This is a genomic window from Falsihalocynthiibacter sp. CO-5D18 (genome assembly GCF_041205445.1).
GTDB classification, from domain to species: Bacteria; Pseudomonadota; Alphaproteobacteria; order Rhodobacterales; family Rhodobacteraceae; genus Falsihalocynthiibacter; species Falsihalocynthiibacter arcticus.
The window spans coordinates 1-17,438 of the sequence record NZ_JBGFCF010000002.1; the positions used below are offsets into that span (position 1 = coordinate 1).

The following is a 17,438-nucleotide window of genomic DNA, read 5'->3' on the forward strand; positions in this document are numbered from 1 at the left end:
AGTTGAACTGATCGCGCCAATCGCCATGGAAGCTGGCCTGCGCTTTGCGATCCGCGAAGGCGGCCGCACTGTTGGTTCCGGTGTTGTCTCTAAAATCATCGAGTAAGCATTAGCTGCTTGACCAATTGATTGGCGTCCCTTACTTGGGGCGCCAATTCTTCTTAAAGAATCTGAATTCGATGTAGGTCGTACAATCCCGTGCGGTCCCACCTCTCAATTCTTAAAAGCCGCGAAAGGCTACGACATGCAGTCGCAAAATATTCGCATTCGGCTCAAGGCGTTTGATTTCCGTGTACTGGACGCCAGCACACAAGAAATCGTAAGCACCGCAAAGCGCACAGGCGCCACAGTTCGTGGACCTATCCCGCTGCCGAACAAAATCGAGAAGTTCACAGTTCTTCGCAGTCCTCACGTGAACAAGAAATCCCGTGATCAGTTCGAAATCCGCACGCACAAGCGCCTGCTGGATATCGTCGACCCAACACCCCAAACAGTAGACGCGCTGATGAAGCTCGACCTTGCTGCGGGTGTTGACGTCGAGATCAAGGTTTAAGGAGGGTATTTGATGCGCTCTGGTGTAATCGCAAAAAAGGTTGGTATGACCCGCCTTTTCTTGGAAGACGGCAAACAGATTCCTGTAACCGTTCTCCAACTCGAAAACTTGCAAGTCGTTGATCAGCGTACGTCTGATCGTGACGGCTATACTGCTGTTCAGCTTGGTGCTGGTACGGCCAAAGCAAAACGCACGTCCCAAGGGATGCGCGGCCACTTTGCTAAAGCCAACGTAGCGCCAAAACGGAAAGTTGCGGAATTCCGCGTTTCCGAAGCAAACCTCATCGCCATTGGCGCAGAGATTTCTGCTGAGCACTACATTGCAGGTCAAAAAGTTGACGTCTCTGGTACGTCGATCGGTAAAGGCTTTCAGGGTGCTATGAAGCGTCACAACTTTGGGGGCCTTCGTGCTACTCACGGTGTGTCCGTTTCCCACCGCTCGCACGGCTCTACTGGTCAATGTCAAGACCCCGGCAAAGTTTTCAAAGGTAAGAAAATGGCCGGACACATGGGTTCCGCTCGTGTGACAACTCAAAACCTTGAAGTTATGCGTACAGATGCTGACCGTGGCTTGATCATGGTTAAAGGCGCTGTTCCTGGTTCCAAGGGCGGTTGGGTCACTGTCAAAGACGCAGTGAAAAAGAAACTGCCTGACGGCGTTCCTTTCCCAGCAGCACTGAAAAGTGCCGTTGTTGAAGCAGCTGTCGCGGCTCCCGCAGAAGGAGCAGTAGAATGAAGGCCGATGTAATCAAACTCGACGGTAGCAGTGCCGGCACATTGGATTTGGACGAGGCCCTGTTTGGTCTTGAGCCACGTGCTGACATCCTGCACCGCGTCGTTCGCTGGCAGCGCAACAATGCGCAAGCTGGTACACACAAGGTTAAGACACGCTCAGAAGTGAGCTACTCGACCAAGAAGATCGTTCGCCAAAAAGGCAGCGGTGGCGCTCGCCACGGTGCCCGTTCTGCGCCGATCTTCCGCGGTGGTGGTGTTTACAAGGGCCCAACGCCCCGTAGCCACGGCCACGAGCTGACGAAGAAATTCCGCAAGCTTGGTCTTTGCCACGCATTGTCCGCTAAGGCAGTTGCTGGTGAATTGGTTGTTATCGACTCAATCGATTTCAATGACGTAAAAACTTCGGTTCTGGCGAAAGCTATTAAAGAGCTGGGTTGGAAACGCGCATTGATCATCGACGGTGCCACCGTGAACGAAAACTTTGCGCGCGCCGCACGTAACATCGAAGGCTTGGATATCCTGCCATCGATGGGCGCTAACGTATTCGATATCCTGAAGCGTGACACTCTTGTGATCACTAAAGCAGGTCTCGAAGCATTGGAGGCACGTTTAAAATGAGCACCAAAGCAGCACAATATGATGTGATCCGTAAGCCGATCATTACTGAAAAAGCAACTATGGTTTCCGAAAACGGTGCCGTTGTTTTTGAAGTCGCGATCGACAGCAACAAGCCCCAAATCAAAGACGCTGTTGAAGCGCTCTTTGGCGTAAAGGTCAAAGCTGTAAACACCACGATCACTAAGGGTAAGACCAAACGTTTCCGCGGCCGCCCAGGCAAGCGTAAAGACGTTAAAAAGGCTTATGTGACCCTTGAAGAAGGCAATACAATCGACGTGTCCACCGGACTCTAAGATTAGCTTTCTGAAGCTTTAAAGAGGCCCTCGCAGAAATGCGGGGGCCTCTTTGCGTTTGTGTTGGATGACCGCTAAGCGGACTTTTGTGCCGTTCAGTAGCATTTGACCAACGGCTGTTTACGTGATGCTTACCTCAGTCCTAGACGATTAAACGCCTAGTGAAATAGACTCTGGCGCACATTGCAGCGCGCCAGAGATGTTTGTTTAATGCGTGAACTTTTTGATTTCGCCGCTTTTGAGGCGCGAAGAATAGGACGCAAGTTCAGTACGAACCAACTTCATCAAGAAGTAGAGGCAGAAGATGTTCACAACCGCCATGGCAAAGATCGCAGCATCGGAGAAGTCGATGACAGGACCCAGCGACGCCGCAGCCCCGATTACGATGAACACACAGAAGATGACTTTAAACGTCAGTTCTGATGCTTTGCTTTCCCCAAACAAATAGGTCCAGCTTTTCAAGCCGTAGTAGGACCAAGAGATCATCGTTGAGAAGGCAAACAGCACAACTGCGATGGCCAAGACATACGGGAACCAACTGATGCTAGACCCGAAGGCCGCAGATGTTAGTGCAACGCCTGTGTTGCCGTCGACTGTTGCAATAGCCGATCCTGCCTCGTTCAGAAGGTAGTTACCTGTTGCCGGGTCGAGAACCAACTGTTGCGAAATCACGATCACCAATGCGGTCATTGTGCAAATCACGACAGTATCGATCAATGGCTCGAGCAAGGACACAAAGCCCTCGGTGATAGGCTCTTTGGTTTTCACCGCAGAGTGGGCAATCGCCGCAGACCCAACACCAGCCTCATTCGAAAATGCGGCCCGTTTGAAACCTTGGATCAAGGCCCCGACAAAACCGCCAGCAACGCCAAGCCCTGTAAAGGCACCGTCGAAAATCTGACCAAAAGCCCATCCGATTTTGTCGTAGTTTACCAGCAGAATGATCAACGCCGCACCGACATACAGGATGCCCATAAATGGCACGACTTTTTCTGTTACGTTGGCTATGGATTTGATCCCGCCCACGATAACCGAGAATACAACAACTGCGAAAATGATCCCTGTGATCCAGCCTGGATATTCGCCGACAATACCAGAAATCTGTGCATGCGCTTGATTGGCTTGGAACATATTACCGCCGCCAAGAGCACCAAGAATACAAAAGACCGAGAAAAGAACCGCGAGGAATTTACCCCCCGGCAAACCCAATTCTTTGAAGCCCTTCGAGATGTAGTACATTGGGCCCCCCGAAACAGTGCCGTCGGGGTATTCGTTACGATATTTCACGCCCAGCGTACATTCGGTGAATTTGGACGCCATGCCAAGCAGACCGGCAAGGATCATCCAGAACGTAGCCCCCGGCCCACCAATCCCAACGGCAACAGCGACACCCGCGATATTTCCTAAGCCGACAGTTCCCGACAGAGCCGTGGCAAGCGCTTGGAAATGACTAACCTCGCCCGCGTCATTGGGATCGGAATAATCGCCTTTAACCAGTTCGATAGAATGCCGAAGAAATCGAAATTGAACAAAACCGAAGTAGACGGTAAAAATAGAGGCGGCGATCACCAGCCACATCACGATCCACGGAAAGCTTGTTCCGGGGAAGGGTGCGAAAATTAGGCTCACGAATGGGCCGGTTATTTTTGCGAAGATTTGGTTGACCTTTTCATCGATCCCCATCGCCTCTTGTGCCATTAGAGGACTGGCGGCGATGGTCAAGGCTATTGAGGCCAGCGAGATTTTTGATGTGATTTTCATAGTGTCCCCTATCCTACAACTGTGACAGGCACATCGGCGTGCATCACAAGGTTTTGTGTTGAGCTACCAAAAATACGCTTCGCAAACCCATGCGATGATGCGCGACCAACAATGATCTGCGTACCGCCGTTTTGAACGGTGAGTTCATTCAAAGTTTCGGCAACATCCCCATGTCGCACGAGACCGCTGGCATTAAAGCCCGCCTCTTTTAGGGCCTTAACCGCAGGGTCAACAATCCGCGATGTGGCGAGCGCAATCTCTTCCTCACGGCGTTTGTGCCGTTGCGCGTTTTCTTCCGCAGTTTGAAAGGTGAACGGGGACCATTCGATAACGTAAATGGCGAGCAGTTCGCAGTCATCCATTCTGGATGCCAAGTCTTTGGCAAATGCTAAAGCGCGGTCTCCCGTCTCTGCACCGTCAAGTCCAATAACAATCTTCGGTTTCATTCCATCCTCCGTTTTTGCTGTTTTTACTCGTTTGAGGATCTGATTGCCCTCTTAGGAGAAAGTCTGCCGTAAAAATGAGCAGAAAGCTTCTCTCAATTTCAGCATTCGTGATTTTCCTGAACAAGAGCATGTTTTTTCGCGAATATTTCACATTTTTGTCAGGTACTTAGAACCAAATTCGGAATGTCCTCAATATGTGGCGATTCAGGCAGGACAGTATCAAATAGCTACAGAATGAGCCTTAAACTTGAGGCTGTAGCCCTCCAAGCTACCGTTCGCTTCGCGGTGACCGACGGGTGCTTGTTTTCTTTCTTCATTCGATAACCTTCCACAACAGCGGACATTGACCCGAACGTTTGTTTTGCCTAATTATGAGTGTCCCAAACCCTTTCCCGCCATCCCACGAAAATAATCCCCATCCGGTGTGGACCCCCCCAGGTTAATCTGGTACTCCCCGCCAATGGTTCTCGGCCTCAGATTCGTTCTGGGGCTGTTTGCTGTTTTTATCGGGGACCTTCGGGGCTCTATAATTTGGCCACCTTCGGGGGGCTCACACCGCGGATCACGCCAGTAGGGCAGGGTTCGCTTAGCTAAACGGAAGACAGAAAGCATGGCATTAAAGTCGTATAAACCGACGACGCCAGGCCAGCGTGGGCTGGTTCTGATTGACCGTTCGGAGCTTTGGAAAGGACGTCCCGTCAAGACCCTCACAGAGGGTTTGACGAAATCGGGCGGCCGGAACAACACCGGACGAATCACAATGCGTCGCATTGGTGGGGGTGCTAAGCGCCTTTACCGTATCGTTGATTTCAAACGCAACAAAATGGACATCGCAGCCACCGTAGAGCGGATCGAGTATGACCCGAACCGGACGGCGTTTATTGCGTTGGTCAAATATGATGACGGCGAGCAAACTTATGTTCTCGCGCCTCAGCGTCTCGCAATTGGGGATAAAATCATCTCCTCTGCAAAAGCTGACATCAAACCTGGTAACGCGATGCCTTTCTCTGGCATGCCTATCGGTACAATCGTTCACAACATCGAGCTGAAACAGGGTAAGGGCGGTCAAATCGCTCGTGCTGCTGGGACATATGCTCAGTTTGTTGGACGGGATGGTGCCTATGCACAAATCCGCCTCTCTTCTGGCGAATTGCGCTTGGTCCGTCAGGAATGCATGGCCACCGTTGGTGCCGTGTCCAACCCCGATAATAGCAACCAAAACATTGGTAAAGCTGGTCGCAACCGTCACAAGGGCATCCGTCCTTCTGTACGTGGTGTTGCCATGAACCCGGTCGATCACCCCCACGGTGGTGGTGAAGGTCGGACATCCGGTGGTCGTCATCCTGTGACGCCATGGGGCAAACCAACCAAAGGTGCGCGTACACGTAACAAGAAAAAAGCGTCTAGCAAGCTGATTGTCCGCTCGCGTCACGCCAAGAAAAAGGGGCGCTAATCCATGTCTCGTTCTGTATGGAAAGGCCCATTTGTCGACTCTTACGTGCTTAAGAAAGCCGAAAAGAGCCGTGAATCTGGCCGCAATGAAGTTATTAAAATTTGGTCCCGCCGTAGCACGATCCTGCCCCAGTTTGTGGGTTTGACGTTCGGTGTTTACAACGGCCATAAACATATTCCCGTAAACGTCACAGAAGACATGATTGGTCAAAAGTTTGGTGAGTATTCGCCAACTCGTACTTATTATGGCCACTCTGCTGACAAAAAAGCGAAGCGGAAATAAGTCATGGCAAAAGTAAAAAACGCACGCCGCGTAGCGGAAAACGAAGCAATGGCGAAAGTCAAAATGCTCCGCACTTCCCCTATCAAGCTGAACCTTGTTGCGGCGATGATCCGTGGCAAGAAAGTTGACAAGGCTTTGACAGACCTGACCTTCAGCAACAAACGTATTGCTGCTGACGTTAAGAAATGTCTCCAGTCCGCGATCGCTAACGCAGAAAACAACCACAATCTGGATGTTGACTCGTTGATCGTTGCCGAAGCCTATGTTGGTAAAAACCTGACACTGAAACGTGGTCGTCCACGCGCACGTGGCCGGTTCGGCAAAATTCTGAAGCCATTCTCGGAACTAACTATCTTGGTTCGCCAGAATGAGGAGCAAGCATAATGGGTAATAAAGTAAATCCAATTGGCATGCGCCTTCAGGTTAACCGTACTTGGGATAGCCGCTGGTATGCCGACACTAAAGATTTTGGGAATCTTCTTCTGGAAGACCTCAAGATGCGCGAATTCATCAAGGAAGAATGCAAGCAAGCTGGCATCTCCCGGGTGATTATCGAGCGTCCACACCGTAAGTGCCGTGTAACAATTTACACAGCCCGTCCCGGTGTGATCATTGGTAAAAAAGGCGCCGATATCGAAGGTCTTCGCAAGAAGCTCGCAGCTTTCACCAAATCTGAATTGCACCTCAACATCGTTGAAGTTCGCAAGCCAGAGATGGATGCTGCTCTCGTTGGTGAGAATATCGCACAACAACTCGAGCGTCGGGTTTCTTTCCGTCGCGCGATGAAACGTGCGGTGCAAAACGCAATGCGTATGGGTGCCCTTGGTATCCGTGTTAACGTTGCGGGCCGTCTTGGCGGTGCCGAGATCGCGCGGACCGAATGGTACCGTGAGGGTCGCGTGCCTTTGCACACACTTCGTGCCGATATCGATTACGCACATGTCGAAGCGATGACTGCCTATGGCATCATCGGGATTAAAACCTGGATCTTCAAAGGCGAGATCATGGAACACGATCCTTCGGCGCATGAGCGTAAGCAACAGGAACTCCAAGACGGTCCAACACCTCGCGGTGCTGGCGGTCGTCGCTAAGGAGAAGATAGATGCTTCAGCCAAAACGCAGTAAATTCCGCAAAATGTTTAAGGGCCGTATCCACGGTCTTGCAAAAGGCGGATCGACGCTAACGTTCGGTACATATGGTCTCAAAACCATTGAACCAGAACGCATCACAGCGCGTCAAATCGAAGCCGCGCGTCGTGCAATGACACGTCACATGAAACGCCAAGGCCGTGTGTGGATCCGGATTTTCCCAGATTTGCCCGTCACCTCCAAGCCAACCGAAGTTCGGATGGGTAAAGGTAAAGGTTCTGTCGATTTTTGGGCCGCGAAAGTTAAGCCTGGTCGGATTCTCTTTGAAATCGACGGTGTAGACGAAGTTACTGCTCGTGAGGCTCTTCGCCTTGCAGCGATGAAACTGCCGGTGAAAACCCGCACAGTTGTTCGCGAAGACTGGTAAATCTACCCCAAGCGCTCCGCGCATATGGTGAAAAAATTGAAGCCCCCGCCGAGCAATCGGTGGGGGTTTTTCTGTTCTGAAGACGGGTTCTCAAGTAGGATGGGTGGATGAATAAGTTTTTCCGAACGCTGGTGATGGGACTCTTTGTGCTTGCGGCCCCAGTGCGCGCGGCGCCTTTGCCCTACGACATGGATACGCAACACAGCAAAGTGTCGTTTTCTTACTCGCTTAAGGGCCTTGAATTTTCAGGCTCATTTCCGGATTTTTCAACCAAGCTTATTCTGGATTTCGACAGCGTCTCGAAATCAACAGTCGATGTGACGCTCAATGCGCGCACCGTCAGAGGCGGAATTATCTTCGCCACAGACGCTTTGCGCGGGCCCGAGGTCCTCGATGTGGCGAAGTTTCCGATCATTCGGTTTACGTCGACAAAAATTGATACGGTGGGGCAAAGTGTCCGCATTAGGGGGAACATGACGATCAAAGATGTCACGCGTCCAATGACGCTCCTTGCGAAACTCTATCGTGCACCTGATTCAAACCCCGATGAACAAGACAATTTGACGATCAGGATTTCCGGTCAAATCAATCGAAATGCGTTCAACGTCGCGGGATATGACACTCTTGTGGGGAGCGTCATAAAAATCAATGTGACGGCGCAAATCAGGAAACGGCAATAGGCTGAGTTCAGCGCCAAGCGTAGTTGAAACTCACGCTAATGCGTTCCTCTTCTGTCATATTCATCGGTACTTCGTGGCGCAGCCAGCTCTCCCACAATAGGACGTCACTCACTTCTGGTTTGATATAGGTGAAGTTGCGCATTTCTGGTCGGGCATTGGCAATGCGGGTTGGTGCGGCCATCATCATTTGGGAGCGGGGATCCTCGAATTTAATCGCGCTCGCTCCTTCGGGCATGGTGACATAGGTCGTGCCACTAACGATGCTGTGGGGATGGATATGGGAGGTATGAATGCCGCCTTGGGGCAGGATGTTTATCCAAATATTGTCGAGAACAACTTCCTTGCCATCAAGATCAAATTCGAGGTCTTTGACGAAGGCCGCAACATGTTTGTCGAGCGCTTTGACGAGATCCTCAAAGATGGGAAACCGCCAGCCCAGATCCGTGAGGGACGCATAGCTGGTATAACCCGGAAAATCATTGTCTTCGCACCATTGCTGTCCCGCCTCATCATCTTCGGCGATTGAGAGGCACGACGTTTCGAGTTCACCCGCATCAATGGCATCCCCGAACTCATTTAAGGCGGCGCGATAGAGGCGGGTAACAAAGAGGGAATTGATCTGTGACATTTGAGGGATACCTGTGTGGTCTTTGGTGTGGGAAAATCCGTGAGCGCAGTTTATCAGGTGGGGGAGGGCATGTCTTGTGCGATTGTGCGGCCTGTTACTCGCATACTGGAATACCTCGAAATTGGTGCTCCCAGTGGGGAAACCTCAACATTTACTGGCCGCGGGAAACTTTCCCTTGCCCTCCCTGCGACTCCCAATTATAGACACACATCTCGTGGATTCCAGCTCGCTGGGATTCGCTTGTTTTGCTATTCATCCACCAGGCTTTTGGTGACCCTGAAATAACGTCAGGGGCCGGCTGGTGTTTTGAGAAAGGAAGAGGCGCATGAACGCCAATGAACTACGTGATAAGACACCAGACCAGCTTCAAGACGAGCTGGTTGCGCTGAAAAAGGAGTCGTTCAATCTACGGTTCCAGCAAGCGACGTCGCAACTCGAAAACACCGCACAAGTTAAAACTGCACGTCGTGCAGCCGCTCGTGTAAAAACAATTCTTAACGAAAAGGCCGCAAAAGCGGCTGGCGAATAGGAGCCACGATATGCCTAAACGTATTTTGACTGGCACTGTAACAAGCAACCAAAACGCGCAAACAGTAACTGTTTCCGTTGAACGTCGCTTCACGCACCCTGTTTTGAAGAAAACCATTCGTAAGTCCAAAAAATATCGGGCGCACGATGAACAGAACGCTTTCAACGTTGGTGATCAAGTTCGCATTCAAGAATGTGCACCAAAGTCGAAAACGAAACGCTGGGAAGTTCTTTCCGCTTAAGCGGGGACTTTTCAGATTTACGAAACCCTGGGGACAAGCCATTGGATGGCCCCCATAGGTCGGGAGAAATCGCATGATCCAAATGCAGACAAATCTCGATGTTGCTGACAACTCCGGCGCTCGCCGTGTTCAGTGCATTAAGGTTTTGGGTGGCTCTAAGCGTAGATACGCTTCCGTAGGTGACGTTATCGTCGTCTCGGTTAAAGAAGCCATCCCTCGTGGGCGCGTTAAAAAAGGGGACGTCCGTAAGGCCGTCGTCGTACGCACCGCTAAAGAAGTATTTCGTGAAGATGGCACAGTGATCCGTTTTGATCGCAATGCAGCCGTTATTCTGAACAACGCTAATGAGCCAGTAGGTACACGTATCTTCGGCCCAGTTGTTCGTGAATTGCGCGCAAAAAGCTTCATGAAGATCATCTCGCTTGCACCGGAGGTGCTGTAAGATGGCTGCTAAATTGAAAAAAGGCGATAAAATCGTCGTGCTTGCCGGTAAAGACAAAGGTAAAGAGGGCGCTATCGCGTCTATCGATCCTAAGTCCGGCAAAGCTGTTGTTGAAGGTGTCAATGTTGCGATCCGCCACGTGCGTGCTTCGCAAACTGACCAAGGCGGTCGCGTTCCTAAAGCGATGCCAATTCAACTTTCTAACCTCGCACTGCTCGACTCCAAAGGTAAGGCAACTCGCGTTGGCTTCCGTGAGGAAGACGGCAAGAAAGTGCGTTTCGCGAAGACAACAGGGGAGACCGTATAATGCTTGATACTGCAAACTACACCCCCCGTTTGAAGACTGTTTACAAAGACGTCATTCGTGCAGCTCTTAAAGAAGAGTTCGCTTACAAAAACGAAATGATGATCCCTAAGCTCGACAAAATTGTCTTGAACATGGGTATCGGCGAAACAACACGCGACACCAAAAAGATCAAATCCGCTGAGGCTGACCTCACTGCGATTGCTGGTCAAAAGGTTCTCATCACAAAAGCCAAGAAATCCATCGCTGGTTTCCGCGTTCGTGAAGATATGCCGCTTGGTGTTAAAGTGACTCTTCGTGGCGAAAAGATGTACGAATTTCTGGATCGTTTGATCACCGTTGCAATGCCTCGTATCCGCGACTTCCGCGGCATCTCTGGCAAAAGCTTTGACGGTCGTGGCAACTACGCCATGGGTCTGAAAGAACACATCGTCTTTCCTGAGATTGAGTACGACAAAGTCGACGAAATCTGGGGTATGGATATCGTAATCGCCACCACCGCAAAAACCGACGCGGAAGCAAAGGCGCTGTTGAAAGCTTTCAACATGCCCTTTAACAGCTGATCGCGGAAGGAAAGGTTAGACATGGCTAAAAAAGCAATGATCGAACGCGAGAAAAAGCGCGCACTTTTGGTGGAGAAATTCGCCGGTAAACGTGCTGCTCTTAAAGAGATCGCAAACGATGAAAGCAAGACAATGGAAGAGCGTTTCACTGCTCGCCTGAAGCTTGCTAAACTTCCTCGCAATTCGTCCGCGACACGGCTTCACAACCGTTGCCAGCTGACGGGTCGTCCTCATGCTTACTACCGTAAGTTCAAAATCAGCCGCATCGCGCTGCGGGAACTTGGCTCGAATGGCCAAATCCCCGGCATGGTTAAGTCCAGCTGGTAAGGGAGAGACGATATGAATGATCCTATCGGTGATATGCTCACCCGTATTCGCAACGCACAAATGCGCGGCAAATCAACAGTAGAGACTCCTGCGTCTAAGCTTCGTGCTTGGGTTCTCGACGTTCTTCTTTCTGAAGGTTATATCCGTGGCTATGAAGCGACAACAGGCAAAGATGGCCATCCGGCTCTCGACATTAGCTTGAAGTATCTTGATGGCACTCCAGTTATCCGTGACCTAAAGCGTGTTTCGACACCTGGCCGTCGCGTTTATATGGGCGTTAAAGACATCCCAGTCGTCCGTCAGGGCTTGGGAATTTCCGTGGTCTCCACACCTCAGGGTGTGATGTCGGACGCATCTGCACGCAATGCCAATGTTGGCGGCGAAGTGCTCTGCACCGTATTCTAGGAGGATCGGATGTCAAGAATTGGTAAAAAATCTGTTAAGTTGCCCGCAGGAGTTAGTGCCGCGGTCTCCGGACAAACAGTCGAAGTAAAAGGCCCTAAAGGGACTTTGAATTTCACAGCAACGGATGATATTTCAATCGTTGTTGCGAATGATGAGGTTTCTGTTGTGCCGCGCTCTAAGTCTAAGCGCGCGCGTCAACAATGGGGTATGTCCCGCACTTGTATCCAAAATTTGGTGACCGGTGTTACGGAAGGCTTCAAGAAAGAACTGGAAATCAACGGTGTTGGTTATCGTGCTACAGTTCAGGGGACTACTCTGAAACTGAGCCTTGGTTTTTCTCACGAAGTTAACTTCGAGGTGCCTGCTGGCGTAACCGTCACATCACCAAAAAACACGATCATCTTTGTTGAAGGTATCGACTCTCAACTTGTTGGCCAAGTCGCGGCGAATATTCGCGAATGGCGTAAACCCGAGCCCTATAAAGGCAAAGGCATCAAGTACAAAGACGAGTACATCTTCCGCAAAGCCGGTAAAAAGAAATAAGGACCCAGGAAATGGCAAACAGCAAAAGAACTCTGTTTCTGAAGCGCCGCCTGCGCGTTCGGAACAAACTTCGGAAGATGGCAAATGGGCGTGCGCGCCTGTCTGTTCATCGTTCCAACAAAAACATCAGCGTACAGTTGATCGACGATTTGAACGGCGTAACGATCGCTTCGGCTTCTTCTCTCGAGAAGGATCTGGGCGTTTTGAACACCAACAACATCGCCGCAGCAACGAAAGTAGGCGCAGCTATTGCTGAGCGTGCTAAAAAAGCTGGTGTTGAAGCATGCTACTTTGATCGTGGCGGCTTCCTCTTTCACGGTAAGATCAAGGCTTTGGCCGAGGCTGCTCGTGAAGGTGGTTTGAAGTTCTAAAAAAGTGTGGGTGGCTCTTAGGCCACCCCGATGATCCAGGGGGCTGTTCGTTCTGAGCGGCCCCACTCGGATTGACAGATTATGGCGCAGAGCGCCTGAAGAAAGGAATGCCACATGGCAGAACGTGATAACAACCGTCGCGGCCCTCGTCGCGACCGCGAAGAGACACCAGAATTTGCGGATCGTCTCGTAGCGATCAACCGCGTTTCCAAAACCGTGAAAGGTGGTAAACGCTTCGGCTTTGCCGCGCTCGTGGTTGTTGGAGATCAAAAAGGCCGCGTGGGTTTTGGCAAAGGGAAAGCAAAAGAAGTTCCCGAAGCTATCCGCAAAGCAACTGAACAAGCTAAACGTCAACTTGTGCGCGTTCCATTGCGTGAAGGCCGTACGTTGCACCACGACATCGAGGGCCGTCATGGCGCTGGTAAAGTTGTGATGCGTACAGCTCCACAGGGTACTGGTATTATTGCCGGTGGTCCGATGCGCGCTGTGTTCGAAATGCTTGGTGTACAGGACGTTGTTGCGAAATCTATTGGTTCGCAAAACCCGTACAACATGATCCGTGCAACGATTGATGGTCTCACAAAAGAGAGCAGCCCTCGTATGGTCGCACAACGTCGTGGCAAAAAAGTCGCTGACATTCTTCAACGTGGTGGTGCTGCTCCGGCTGCTGAGGCTCCGGCCGAAGTAGAAGCTGCAGACGCAGACGCATAGGAAAAATATCATGGCTAAAACTATCGTTGTAAAACAGATCGGTTCTCCGATCCGTCGTCCCGCCAAACAGCGTCAAACGCTGATCGGCTTGGGCCTCAACAAGATGCACAAAACCCGTGAGTTGGAAGACACACCTGCCGTACGCGGCATGGTTGCGAAACTTCCCCACATGGTGGTGATCATCGAAGAAAAAGGCTAAGCCCTTCTTCTAAAGACCTTAAAAGGCGCTCTCGGGAAACTGAGGGCGCTTTTTTTATGGCTGAATGGGATTGATTAAGGTGGGGTTCGGTGGTTTCGTTTGGGGGAACAACCAAGGAGGACATCATGCATAAAGGATCCTGCCTGTGTGGCGCTGTGAGTTTTACCGTTGACGGAGACCTTGCTGCCCCCAATGCCTGTCACTGTACAAAATGCCGCAAACACACGGGGCATTTCCTTGTGAGCACGGGCGTTCAGAAAACCGATTTGACTGTCACAGGGGCCGAGAACGTGACGTGGTACAGCTCATCCGTCAAAGTGAATCGCGGGTTTTGTCAGCACTGTGGGTCAACTTTGTTCTTTGACCCGCCGCATCTGGATTGGATTGCCATTTCCATGGGGGCTTTTGATGGCCCAACCCACACAAAGATGGACTTGCACATATTTGTCGCAGACAAAGGCGATTATTATGAGATCACGGACGGACTCCCGCAGAATTTACAATAACGTGAGTTTTGCGAAATCTTCCGGCACAAAGTGGCCTGTCGGCCCTTGATCCATGAGATGTATCTGTGTAGACACGCGCGGTATCCCCTTGTGGGAACAGAATCATTTGTAACGCCGTGTTTGTCTCTTTGGTCGCTCTTGGGACAGTTCCGGCAAGAAGGAGTAGCGACATGAGATTGAATGAACTGCACGACAACCCAGGTGCAACAAAGAACCGCAAACGCGTTGGTCGCGGTGCTGGTTCCGGTACCGGTAAAACTGGTGGCCGTGGTATCAAGGGTCAAAAATCCCGTTCGGGTGTTGCGATCAAGGGTTTTGAAGGCGGTCAAATGCCTTTGTACCAACGTCTTCCTAAGCGTGGCTTCACCAAGCCAAACCGCAAAGAGTTCTCTGTATTGAACCTTGGCATGATCCAAAAGTTTATCGACGCCAAAAAACTCGACGCAAAAGCAGCGATCACCGAAGACGCACTTATTGCGTGCGGTTTGGTTCGTCGCAAACTCGATGGTATCCGCGTTTTGGGCAAAGGCGAGATCACATCCAAAGTTACGATCGAAGTAACGGGTGCCTCTGCTGGAGCTGTTGAAGCTGTTGAAAAAGCCGGTGGTAAACTGACTGTTACAGCAACACCTAAGGCCGCAGCTGAATAAGCGCTTGTGAGCGGTCGCTTGGCCGCTTACATACAAATTAGTTTTCCAGCGCCGCCGACCGGAGAATGGTCTGGCGGCGCTTTTCGTGACAGGGAGAGGCCGAATGGCATCCGCAGCAGAACAAATGGCAGCCAACATGAGCTGGGGGGCTTTTGGTAAAGCCACCGAGCTTCGCCAACGTATTGTTTTCACCATCGGTCTTTTGATCGTCTACCGTTTGGGGACCTATATCCCCGTCCCGGGTATTGACGGCGCTGAACTGCGCAACTTCATGGAGGGTGCGGCCGCTGGTATCGGTGGTATTCTTTCGATGTTTACCGGTGGTGCCCTGAGCCGCATGGGCATTCTTGCGCTCGGCATCATGCCCTACATCTCGGCCTCGATCATTATCCAGCTTCTAAGCTCCATGTGGGCCCCGCTTGAGCAACTCAAGAAAGAGGGCGACGCGGGTCGCCGGAAGATCAATCAATATACCCGTTATGGCACGGTATTCTTGGCGACGTTCCAAGCCTATGGCCTTGCGGTCAGTCTTGAGGCAGGTAGCCTTGTGACCGATCCGGGCTGGTTCTTCCGTATTTCGACCGTTGTGACCCTTGTTGGCGGCACAATGTTCCTAATGTGGTTGGGTGAGCAGATTACAGCACGCGGGATTGGCAACGGTATTTCGTTGATCATCTTCGTGGGCATTATTGCCGAGCTTCCAGCCGCTCTGACACAATTCCTCGTACAATCCTCCGAATCTGGAGCGAATCCCCTGATCGTTGTCGGTGTCTTTATTATGGTTGTCGCTGTGGTCGGGTTCGTGGTCTTCATGGAGCGGGCGCTCCGCAAGATCCACATTCAGTACCCGCGCCGTCAAGTTGGCATGAAGATGTATGAAGGCGGCGCAAGCCATCTTCCGATCAAAGTGAACCCTGCTGGCGTTATTCCTGCGATTTTTGCCAGCTCGCTTCTCTTGCTGCCAACCACGCTTGCCACCTTCTCGGGCGACTCCACCAGCGGCGTTCTGTCCATTATTCTCGCGTATTTTGGGCCGGGAAAACCGCTCTATCTGGCGTTCTTTACAGTTATGATCGTGTTCTTTGCGTTCTTCTATACGCATAACGTGGCGTTTAAGACTGATGAAGTTGCGGACAACCTGAAAAACCAAGGCGGCTTTATTCCCGCAATTCGTCCGGGCAAGAAAACCGCCGAGTATTTGGACAAAGTTGTGAACCGCATCTTGGTCATCGGTTCGGCCTACCTTGCGGCAGTTTGTCTCCTTCCTGAAATTTTACGTTACCAATTCTCGATTCCCTTCTACTTTGGCGGCACTTCGGTTCTGATTGTCGTATCCGTGACAATGGACACAATTCAACAAGTTCAGTCACACATGCTGGCACACCAGTATGAAGGCCTGATCGAAAAGTCGCAGCTACGTGGCAAGAAGCGCGGCGGTAAAAAAGGGACAGCGAGAAAATGAACATAATCCTTTTGGGGCCACCGGGCGCCGGAAAAGGAACCCAAGCACGACTTCTGGTTGAAGAGCGTGACATGGTCCAACTTTCCACAGGCGATATGCTGCGCGCGGCGAAAACTTCTGGCACAGAGATGGGCAAGAAAGTCGCAAAAGTTATGGATGCGGGCGAATTGGTTACCGATGACATTGTGATTGGATTGATCGAAGAGCAGCTCAAAGGCACCGACCGCCAAGGGGGATTCATCTTTGATGGCTTTCCCCGCACGCTGGCGCAGGCCGACGCGCTTGGTCAACTTCTTGGCCGCGTAGGGCAAAAGCTGGATGCCGTTATTGAAATGCGCGTCCAGGACGATATCCTGATCAAACGCATCTCTGGCCGCTATACCTGTGGCAACTGCGGCGAAGGCTATCACGACGAGCTAAAAGCCCCCAAAGTCGAGGGTGTTTGTGATGTCTGTGGCAGCACAGATATGGTGCACCGCGCCGACGACAATGAGGATTCCCTCAAGACACGTTTGATGGCCTATTACCGTGATACCTCCCCTTTGATTGGCTATTATTATGCCAAGGGCGATTTGGCTCCGGTAAATGGCTTGGGTGAAATCGACGAAGTTGCCAAAGCAATTCGTGTGATCTTGGATTAGGCATATCGCGGGTTGACCTTGTGGTAAAAAGGGCTTAATTCCAGCCATCTCGTAAGAGAATCGGCTTTTGTCCATTGATACGCAATCTGCGGACAAGTATATGGCCGAGAACAGAAATTCAGCGTAGCCCGCAGGAGATAATTCTACGGGCTTATGTTGTGAAAAAAGGTTCTGGAAATACGGAACCGCAACAAAAAGGAATACATAACGTGGCACGTATCGCCGGCGTAAATATCCCGACCCATAAACGGGTCCCGATCGCCCTGACTTATATTACCGGTATCGGTACAACTTCCGCACAAGCAATTTGTGAAGCCGTAGGCATCGACGCAGCGCGTCGTGTTAACGAACTTTCCGATGGTGAAGTGCTTTCCATTCGTGAGTACATCGACGCGAACTACGCTGTCGAAGGTGACTTGCGTCGTGAAACACAAATGAACATCAAACGTTTGATGGATCTCGGTTGCTACCGTGGCTTGCGCCATCGTCGTAATCTTCCTGTTCGTGGTCAACGTACACACACGAACGCTCGCACTCGCAAAGGTCCTGCACGGGCTATTGCTGGTAAGAAGAAATAGGG

The 17,438-nt window shown here is 51.2% G+C and carries 30 protein-coding genes; 27 read left to right on the forward strand and 3 right to left on the reverse strand.

What is annotated here, in order from left to right:
- From AB9F27_RS02465 to AB9F27_RS02485, 5 genes are all read left to right on the forward strand, one after another.
- The coding region (locus AB9F27_RS02465; RefSeq protein WP_369757590.1) for a hypothetical protein at window positions 1-106 on the forward strand (106 nt) is incomplete at its 5' end.
- Window positions 107-244: 138 nt separating this feature from the next.
- Window positions 245-553 carry a 30S ribosomal protein S10 gene (gene rpsJ / locus AB9F27_RS02470; RefSeq protein ID WP_038999803.1) on the forward strand — a complete coding sequence of 103 codons (309 nt, stop codon included), beginning with the start codon at window positions 245-247 and terminating at the stop codon, window positions 551-553.
- A gap of 12 nt (window positions 554-565) precedes the next feature.
- A complete protein-coding gene (rplC, locus tag AB9F27_RS02475) occupies window positions 566-1,288 on the forward strand; it encodes a 50S ribosomal protein L3 (protein WP_038999801.1) in 723 nt (240 codons plus the stop codon).
- The gene (rplD, locus tag AB9F27_RS02480) at window positions 1,285-1,905 is read left to right on the forward strand and encodes a 50S ribosomal protein L4 (protein ID WP_038999800.1); all 621 of its coding nucleotides are present in this window, start codon (window positions 1,285-1,287) and stop codon (window positions 1,903-1,905) included. The genes rplC and rplD overlap by 4 nt, the downstream gene beginning before the upstream one ends.
- Window positions 1,902-2,198 carry a 50S ribosomal protein L23 gene (locus tag AB9F27_RS02485; protein WP_038999799.1) on the forward strand — a complete coding sequence of 99 codons (297 nt, stop codon included), beginning with the start codon at window positions 1,902-1,904 and terminating at the stop codon, window positions 2,196-2,198. The genes rplD and AB9F27_RS02485 overlap by 4 nt, the downstream gene beginning before the upstream one ends.
- A 207-nt stretch (window positions 2,199-2,405) precedes the next feature.
- On the opposite strand, the gene AB9F27_RS02490 is transcribed toward AB9F27_RS02485, so the two are convergent.
- A complete protein-coding gene (locus AB9F27_RS02490; protein WP_335586593.1) occupies window positions 2,406-3,959 on the reverse strand; it encodes an alanine/glycine:cation symporter family protein in 1,554 nt (517 codons plus the stop codon).
- A gap of 8 nt (window positions 3,960-3,967) precedes the next feature.
- Complete coding sequence (locus tag AB9F27_RS02495; protein ID WP_335586592.1) at window positions 3,968-4,405, reverse strand: universal stress protein; 438 nt, start codon at window positions 4,403-4,405, stop codon at window positions 3,968-3,970.
- Window positions 4,406-5,015: 610 nt separating this feature from the next.
- On the opposite strand from AB9F27_RS02495, the gene rplB reads away from it, so the two are divergent.
- The 6 genes from rplB (at window position 5,016) to AB9F27_RS02525 (ending at window position 8,336) form a co-directional block, all read left to right on the forward strand.
- Window positions 5,016-5,858: a 50S ribosomal protein L2 gene (gene rplB / locus AB9F27_RS02500; RefSeq protein ID WP_039001092.1), complete on the forward strand. Its 843-nt coding sequence runs from the start codon at window positions 5,016-5,018 to the stop codon at window positions 5,856-5,858.
- Between the two features lie 3 nt (window positions 5,859-5,861).
- Complete coding sequence (gene rpsS, locus AB9F27_RS02505; RefSeq protein ID WP_039001093.1) at window positions 5,862-6,140, forward strand: 30S ribosomal protein S19; 279 nt, start codon at window positions 5,862-5,864, stop codon at window positions 6,138-6,140.
- Window positions 6,141-6,143: 3 nt separating this feature from the next.
- Entirely contained in the window at window positions 6,144-6,524 is a 381-nt protein-coding gene (gene rplV, locus AB9F27_RS02510; protein WP_039001094.1) for a 50S ribosomal protein L22, read from the forward strand.
- Window positions 6,524-7,231 (forward strand): 30S ribosomal protein S3, encoded by a 708-nt coding sequence (rpsC, locus tag AB9F27_RS02515; protein ID WP_039001095.1) that lies wholly within the window; start codon window positions 6,524-6,526, stop codon window positions 7,229-7,231. The genes rplV and rpsC overlap by 1 nt, the downstream gene beginning before the upstream one ends.
- Before the next feature lie 11 nt (window positions 7,232-7,242).
- Window positions 7,243-7,656: a 50S ribosomal protein L16 gene (gene rplP / locus AB9F27_RS02520; RefSeq protein ID WP_039001096.1), complete on the forward strand. Its 414-nt coding sequence runs from the start codon at window positions 7,243-7,245 to the stop codon at window positions 7,654-7,656.
- A gap of 107 nt (window positions 7,657-7,763) precedes the next feature.
- Window positions 7,764-8,336: a YceI family protein gene (locus AB9F27_RS02525; RefSeq protein WP_335586591.1), complete on the forward strand. Its 573-nt coding sequence runs from the start codon at window positions 7,764-7,766 to the stop codon at window positions 8,334-8,336.
- Between the two features lie 7 nt (window positions 8,337-8,343).
- Here the strand turns inward: AB9F27_RS02525 and AB9F27_RS02530 are convergent, their stop codons facing one another.
- Entirely contained in the window at window positions 8,344-8,964 is a 621-nt protein-coding gene (locus AB9F27_RS02530) for a 2OG-Fe(II) oxygenase family protein (protein ID WP_335586590.1), read from the reverse strand.
- A gap of 325 nt (window positions 8,965-9,289) precedes the next feature.
- Between AB9F27_RS02530 and rpmC the strand changes: the two genes are divergently transcribed.
- The 16 genes from rpmC (at window position 9,290) to rpsM (ending at window position 17,436) form a co-directional block, all read left to right on the forward strand.
- On the forward strand, window positions 9,290-9,493 hold the full coding sequence (gene rpmC, locus AB9F27_RS02535) for a 50S ribosomal protein L29 (RefSeq protein ID WP_039004075.1): 204 nt from the start codon (window positions 9,290-9,292) through the stop codon (window positions 9,491-9,493).
- Window positions 9,494-9,503: 10 nt separating this feature from the next.
- On the forward strand, window positions 9,504-9,734 hold the full coding sequence (gene rpsQ / locus AB9F27_RS02540; RefSeq protein WP_039004074.1) for a 30S ribosomal protein S17: 231 nt from the start codon (window positions 9,504-9,506) through the stop codon (window positions 9,732-9,734).
- 73 nt (window positions 9,735-9,807) lie between these two features.
- Window positions 9,808-10,176 (forward strand): 50S ribosomal protein L14, encoded by a 369-nt coding sequence (gene rplN / locus AB9F27_RS02545; protein WP_039004073.1) that lies wholly within the window; start codon window positions 9,808-9,810, stop codon window positions 10,174-10,176.
- A gap of 1 nt (window position 10,177) precedes the next feature.
- Window positions 10,178-10,483 carry a 50S ribosomal protein L24 gene (rplX, locus tag AB9F27_RS02550; RefSeq protein ID WP_039004072.1) on the forward strand — a complete coding sequence of 102 codons (306 nt, stop codon included), beginning with the start codon at window positions 10,178-10,180 and terminating at the stop codon, window positions 10,481-10,483.
- A complete protein-coding gene (gene rplE, locus AB9F27_RS02555; protein WP_039004071.1) occupies window positions 10,483-11,043 on the forward strand; it encodes a 50S ribosomal protein L5 in 561 nt (186 codons plus the stop codon). Before rplX ends, rplE begins: the two co-directional genes overlap by 1 nt.
- A 21-nt stretch (window positions 11,044-11,064) precedes the next feature.
- Window positions 11,065-11,370 (forward strand): 30S ribosomal protein S14, encoded by a 306-nt coding sequence (rpsN, locus tag AB9F27_RS02560; protein ID WP_039004070.1) that lies wholly within the window; start codon window positions 11,065-11,067, stop codon window positions 11,368-11,370.
- 12 nt (window positions 11,371-11,382) lie between these two features.
- A complete protein-coding gene (rpsH, locus tag AB9F27_RS02565) occupies window positions 11,383-11,775 on the forward strand; it encodes a 30S ribosomal protein S8 (protein WP_039004069.1) in 393 nt (130 codons plus the stop codon).
- A gap of 9 nt (window positions 11,776-11,784) precedes the next feature.
- Window positions 11,785-12,318: a 50S ribosomal protein L6 gene (gene rplF, locus AB9F27_RS02570; RefSeq protein WP_039004068.1), complete on the forward strand. Its 534-nt coding sequence runs from the start codon at window positions 11,785-11,787 to the stop codon at window positions 12,316-12,318.
- A gap of 11 nt (window positions 12,319-12,329) precedes the next feature.
- Complete coding sequence (rplR, locus tag AB9F27_RS02575) at window positions 12,330-12,689, forward strand: 50S ribosomal protein L18 (protein ID WP_039004067.1); 360 nt, start codon at window positions 12,330-12,332, stop codon at window positions 12,687-12,689.
- 114 nt (window positions 12,690-12,803) lie between these two features.
- A complete protein-coding gene (gene rpsE, locus AB9F27_RS02580) occupies window positions 12,804-13,400 on the forward strand; it encodes a 30S ribosomal protein S5 (protein ID WP_039004066.1) in 597 nt (198 codons plus the stop codon).
- 10 nt (window positions 13,401-13,410) lie between these two features.
- A complete protein-coding gene (rpmD, locus tag AB9F27_RS02585; protein WP_039004065.1) occupies window positions 13,411-13,599 on the forward strand; it encodes a 50S ribosomal protein L30 in 189 nt (62 codons plus the stop codon).
- A 125-nt stretch (window positions 13,600-13,724) separates the two neighbouring features.
- Window positions 13,725-14,105 carry a GFA family protein gene (locus tag AB9F27_RS02590; protein ID WP_335586589.1) on the forward strand — a complete coding sequence of 127 codons (381 nt, stop codon included), beginning with the start codon at window positions 13,725-13,727 and terminating at the stop codon, window positions 14,103-14,105.
- A 170-nt stretch (window positions 14,106-14,275) separates the two neighbouring features.
- The gene (gene rplO, locus AB9F27_RS02595; protein WP_335586588.1) at window positions 14,276-14,755 is read left to right on the forward strand and encodes a 50S ribosomal protein L15; all 480 of its coding nucleotides are present in this window, start codon (window positions 14,276-14,278) and stop codon (window positions 14,753-14,755) included.
- Window positions 14,756-14,858: 103 nt separating this feature from the next.
- Window positions 14,859-16,217 carry a preprotein translocase subunit SecY gene (secY, locus tag AB9F27_RS02600; protein ID WP_039004062.1) on the forward strand — a complete coding sequence of 453 codons (1,359 nt, stop codon included), beginning with the start codon at window positions 14,859-14,861 and terminating at the stop codon, window positions 16,215-16,217.
- Entirely contained in the window at window positions 16,214-16,858 is a 645-nt protein-coding gene (locus AB9F27_RS02605; protein WP_335586587.1) for an adenylate kinase, read from the forward strand. The genes secY and AB9F27_RS02605 overlap by 4 nt, the downstream gene beginning before the upstream one ends.
- Before the next feature lie 209 nt (window positions 16,859-17,067).
- On the forward strand, window positions 17,068-17,436 hold the full coding sequence (gene rpsM / locus AB9F27_RS02610; RefSeq protein ID WP_039004083.1) for a 30S ribosomal protein S13: 369 nt from the start codon (window positions 17,068-17,070) through the stop codon (window positions 17,434-17,436).
- Window positions 17,437-17,438: the final 2 nt, after the last annotated feature.

Excerpts from the sequence above, each read along its gene's own strand:
- rpsJ (WP_038999803.1), top strand. The coding sequence starts at position 245 with ATGCAGTCGCAAAATATTCGCATTCGGCTCAAGGCGTTTGATTTCCGT.
- rplC (WP_038999801.1), top strand. The coding sequence starts at position 566 with ATGCGCTCTGGTGTAATCGCAAAAAAGGTTGGTATGACCCGCCTTTTC.
- rplD (WP_038999800.1), top strand. The coding sequence starts at position 1,285 with ATGAAGGCCGATGTAATCAAACTCGACGGTAGCAGTGCCGGCACATTG.
- AB9F27_RS02485 (WP_038999799.1), top strand. The coding sequence starts at position 1,902 with ATGAGCACCAAAGCAGCACAATATGATGTGATCCGTAAGCCGATCATT.
- AB9F27_RS02490 (WP_335586593.1), bottom strand. The coding sequence starts at position 3,959 with ATGAAAATCACATCAAAAATCTCGCTGGCCTCAATAGCCTTGACCATC.
- AB9F27_RS02495 (WP_335586592.1), bottom strand. The coding sequence starts at position 4,405 with ATGAAACCGAAGATTGTTATTGGACTTGACGGTGCAGAGACGGGAGAC.
- rplB (WP_039001092.1), top strand. The coding sequence starts at position 5,016 with ATGGCATTAAAGTCGTATAAACCGACGACGCCAGGCCAGCGTGGGCTG.
- rpsS (WP_039001093.1), top strand. The coding sequence starts at position 5,862 with ATGTCTCGTTCTGTATGGAAAGGCCCATTTGTCGACTCTTACGTGCTT.
- rplV (WP_039001094.1), top strand. The coding sequence starts at position 6,144 with ATGGCAAAAGTAAAAAACGCACGCCGCGTAGCGGAAAACGAAGCAATG.
- rpsC (WP_039001095.1), top strand. The coding sequence starts at position 6,524 with ATGGGTAATAAAGTAAATCCAATTGGCATGCGCCTTCAGGTTAACCGT.
- rplP (WP_039001096.1), top strand. The coding sequence starts at position 7,243 with ATGCTTCAGCCAAAACGCAGTAAATTCCGCAAAATGTTTAAGGGCCGT.
- AB9F27_RS02525 (WP_335586591.1), top strand. The coding sequence starts at position 7,764 with ATGAATAAGTTTTTCCGAACGCTGGTGATGGGACTCTTTGTGCTTGCG.
- AB9F27_RS02530 (WP_335586590.1), bottom strand. The coding sequence starts at position 8,964 with ATGTCACAGATCAATTCCCTCTTTGTTACCCGCCTCTATCGCGCCGCC.
- rpmC (WP_039004075.1), top strand. The coding sequence starts at position 9,290 with ATGAACGCCAATGAACTACGTGATAAGACACCAGACCAGCTTCAAGAC.
- rpsQ (WP_039004074.1), top strand. The coding sequence starts at position 9,504 with ATGCCTAAACGTATTTTGACTGGCACTGTAACAAGCAACCAAAACGCG.
- rplN (WP_039004073.1), top strand. The coding sequence starts at position 9,808 with ATGATCCAAATGCAGACAAATCTCGATGTTGCTGACAACTCCGGCGCT.
- rplX (WP_039004072.1), top strand. The coding sequence starts at position 10,178 with ATGGCTGCTAAATTGAAAAAAGGCGATAAAATCGTCGTGCTTGCCGGT.
- rplE (WP_039004071.1), top strand. The coding sequence starts at position 10,483 with ATGCTTGATACTGCAAACTACACCCCCCGTTTGAAGACTGTTTACAAA.
- rpsN (WP_039004070.1), top strand. The coding sequence starts at position 11,065 with ATGGCTAAAAAAGCAATGATCGAACGCGAGAAAAAGCGCGCACTTTTG.
- rpsH (WP_039004069.1), top strand. The coding sequence starts at position 11,383 with ATGAATGATCCTATCGGTGATATGCTCACCCGTATTCGCAACGCACAA.
- rplF (WP_039004068.1), top strand. The coding sequence starts at position 11,785 with ATGTCAAGAATTGGTAAAAAATCTGTTAAGTTGCCCGCAGGAGTTAGT.
- rplR (WP_039004067.1), top strand. The coding sequence starts at position 12,330 with ATGGCAAACAGCAAAAGAACTCTGTTTCTGAAGCGCCGCCTGCGCGTT.
- rpsE (WP_039004066.1), top strand. The coding sequence starts at position 12,804 with ATGGCAGAACGTGATAACAACCGTCGCGGCCCTCGTCGCGACCGCGAA.
- rpmD (WP_039004065.1), top strand. The coding sequence starts at position 13,411 with ATGGCTAAAACTATCGTTGTAAAACAGATCGGTTCTCCGATCCGTCGT.
- AB9F27_RS02590 (WP_335586589.1), top strand. The coding sequence starts at position 13,725 with ATGCATAAAGGATCCTGCCTGTGTGGCGCTGTGAGTTTTACCGTTGAC.
- rplO (WP_335586588.1), top strand. The coding sequence starts at position 14,276 with ATGAGATTGAATGAACTGCACGACAACCCAGGTGCAACAAAGAACCGC.
- secY (WP_039004062.1), top strand. The coding sequence starts at position 14,859 with ATGGCATCCGCAGCAGAACAAATGGCAGCCAACATGAGCTGGGGGGCT.
- AB9F27_RS02605 (WP_335586587.1), top strand. The coding sequence starts at position 16,214 with ATGAACATAATCCTTTTGGGGCCACCGGGCGCCGGAAAAGGAACCCAA.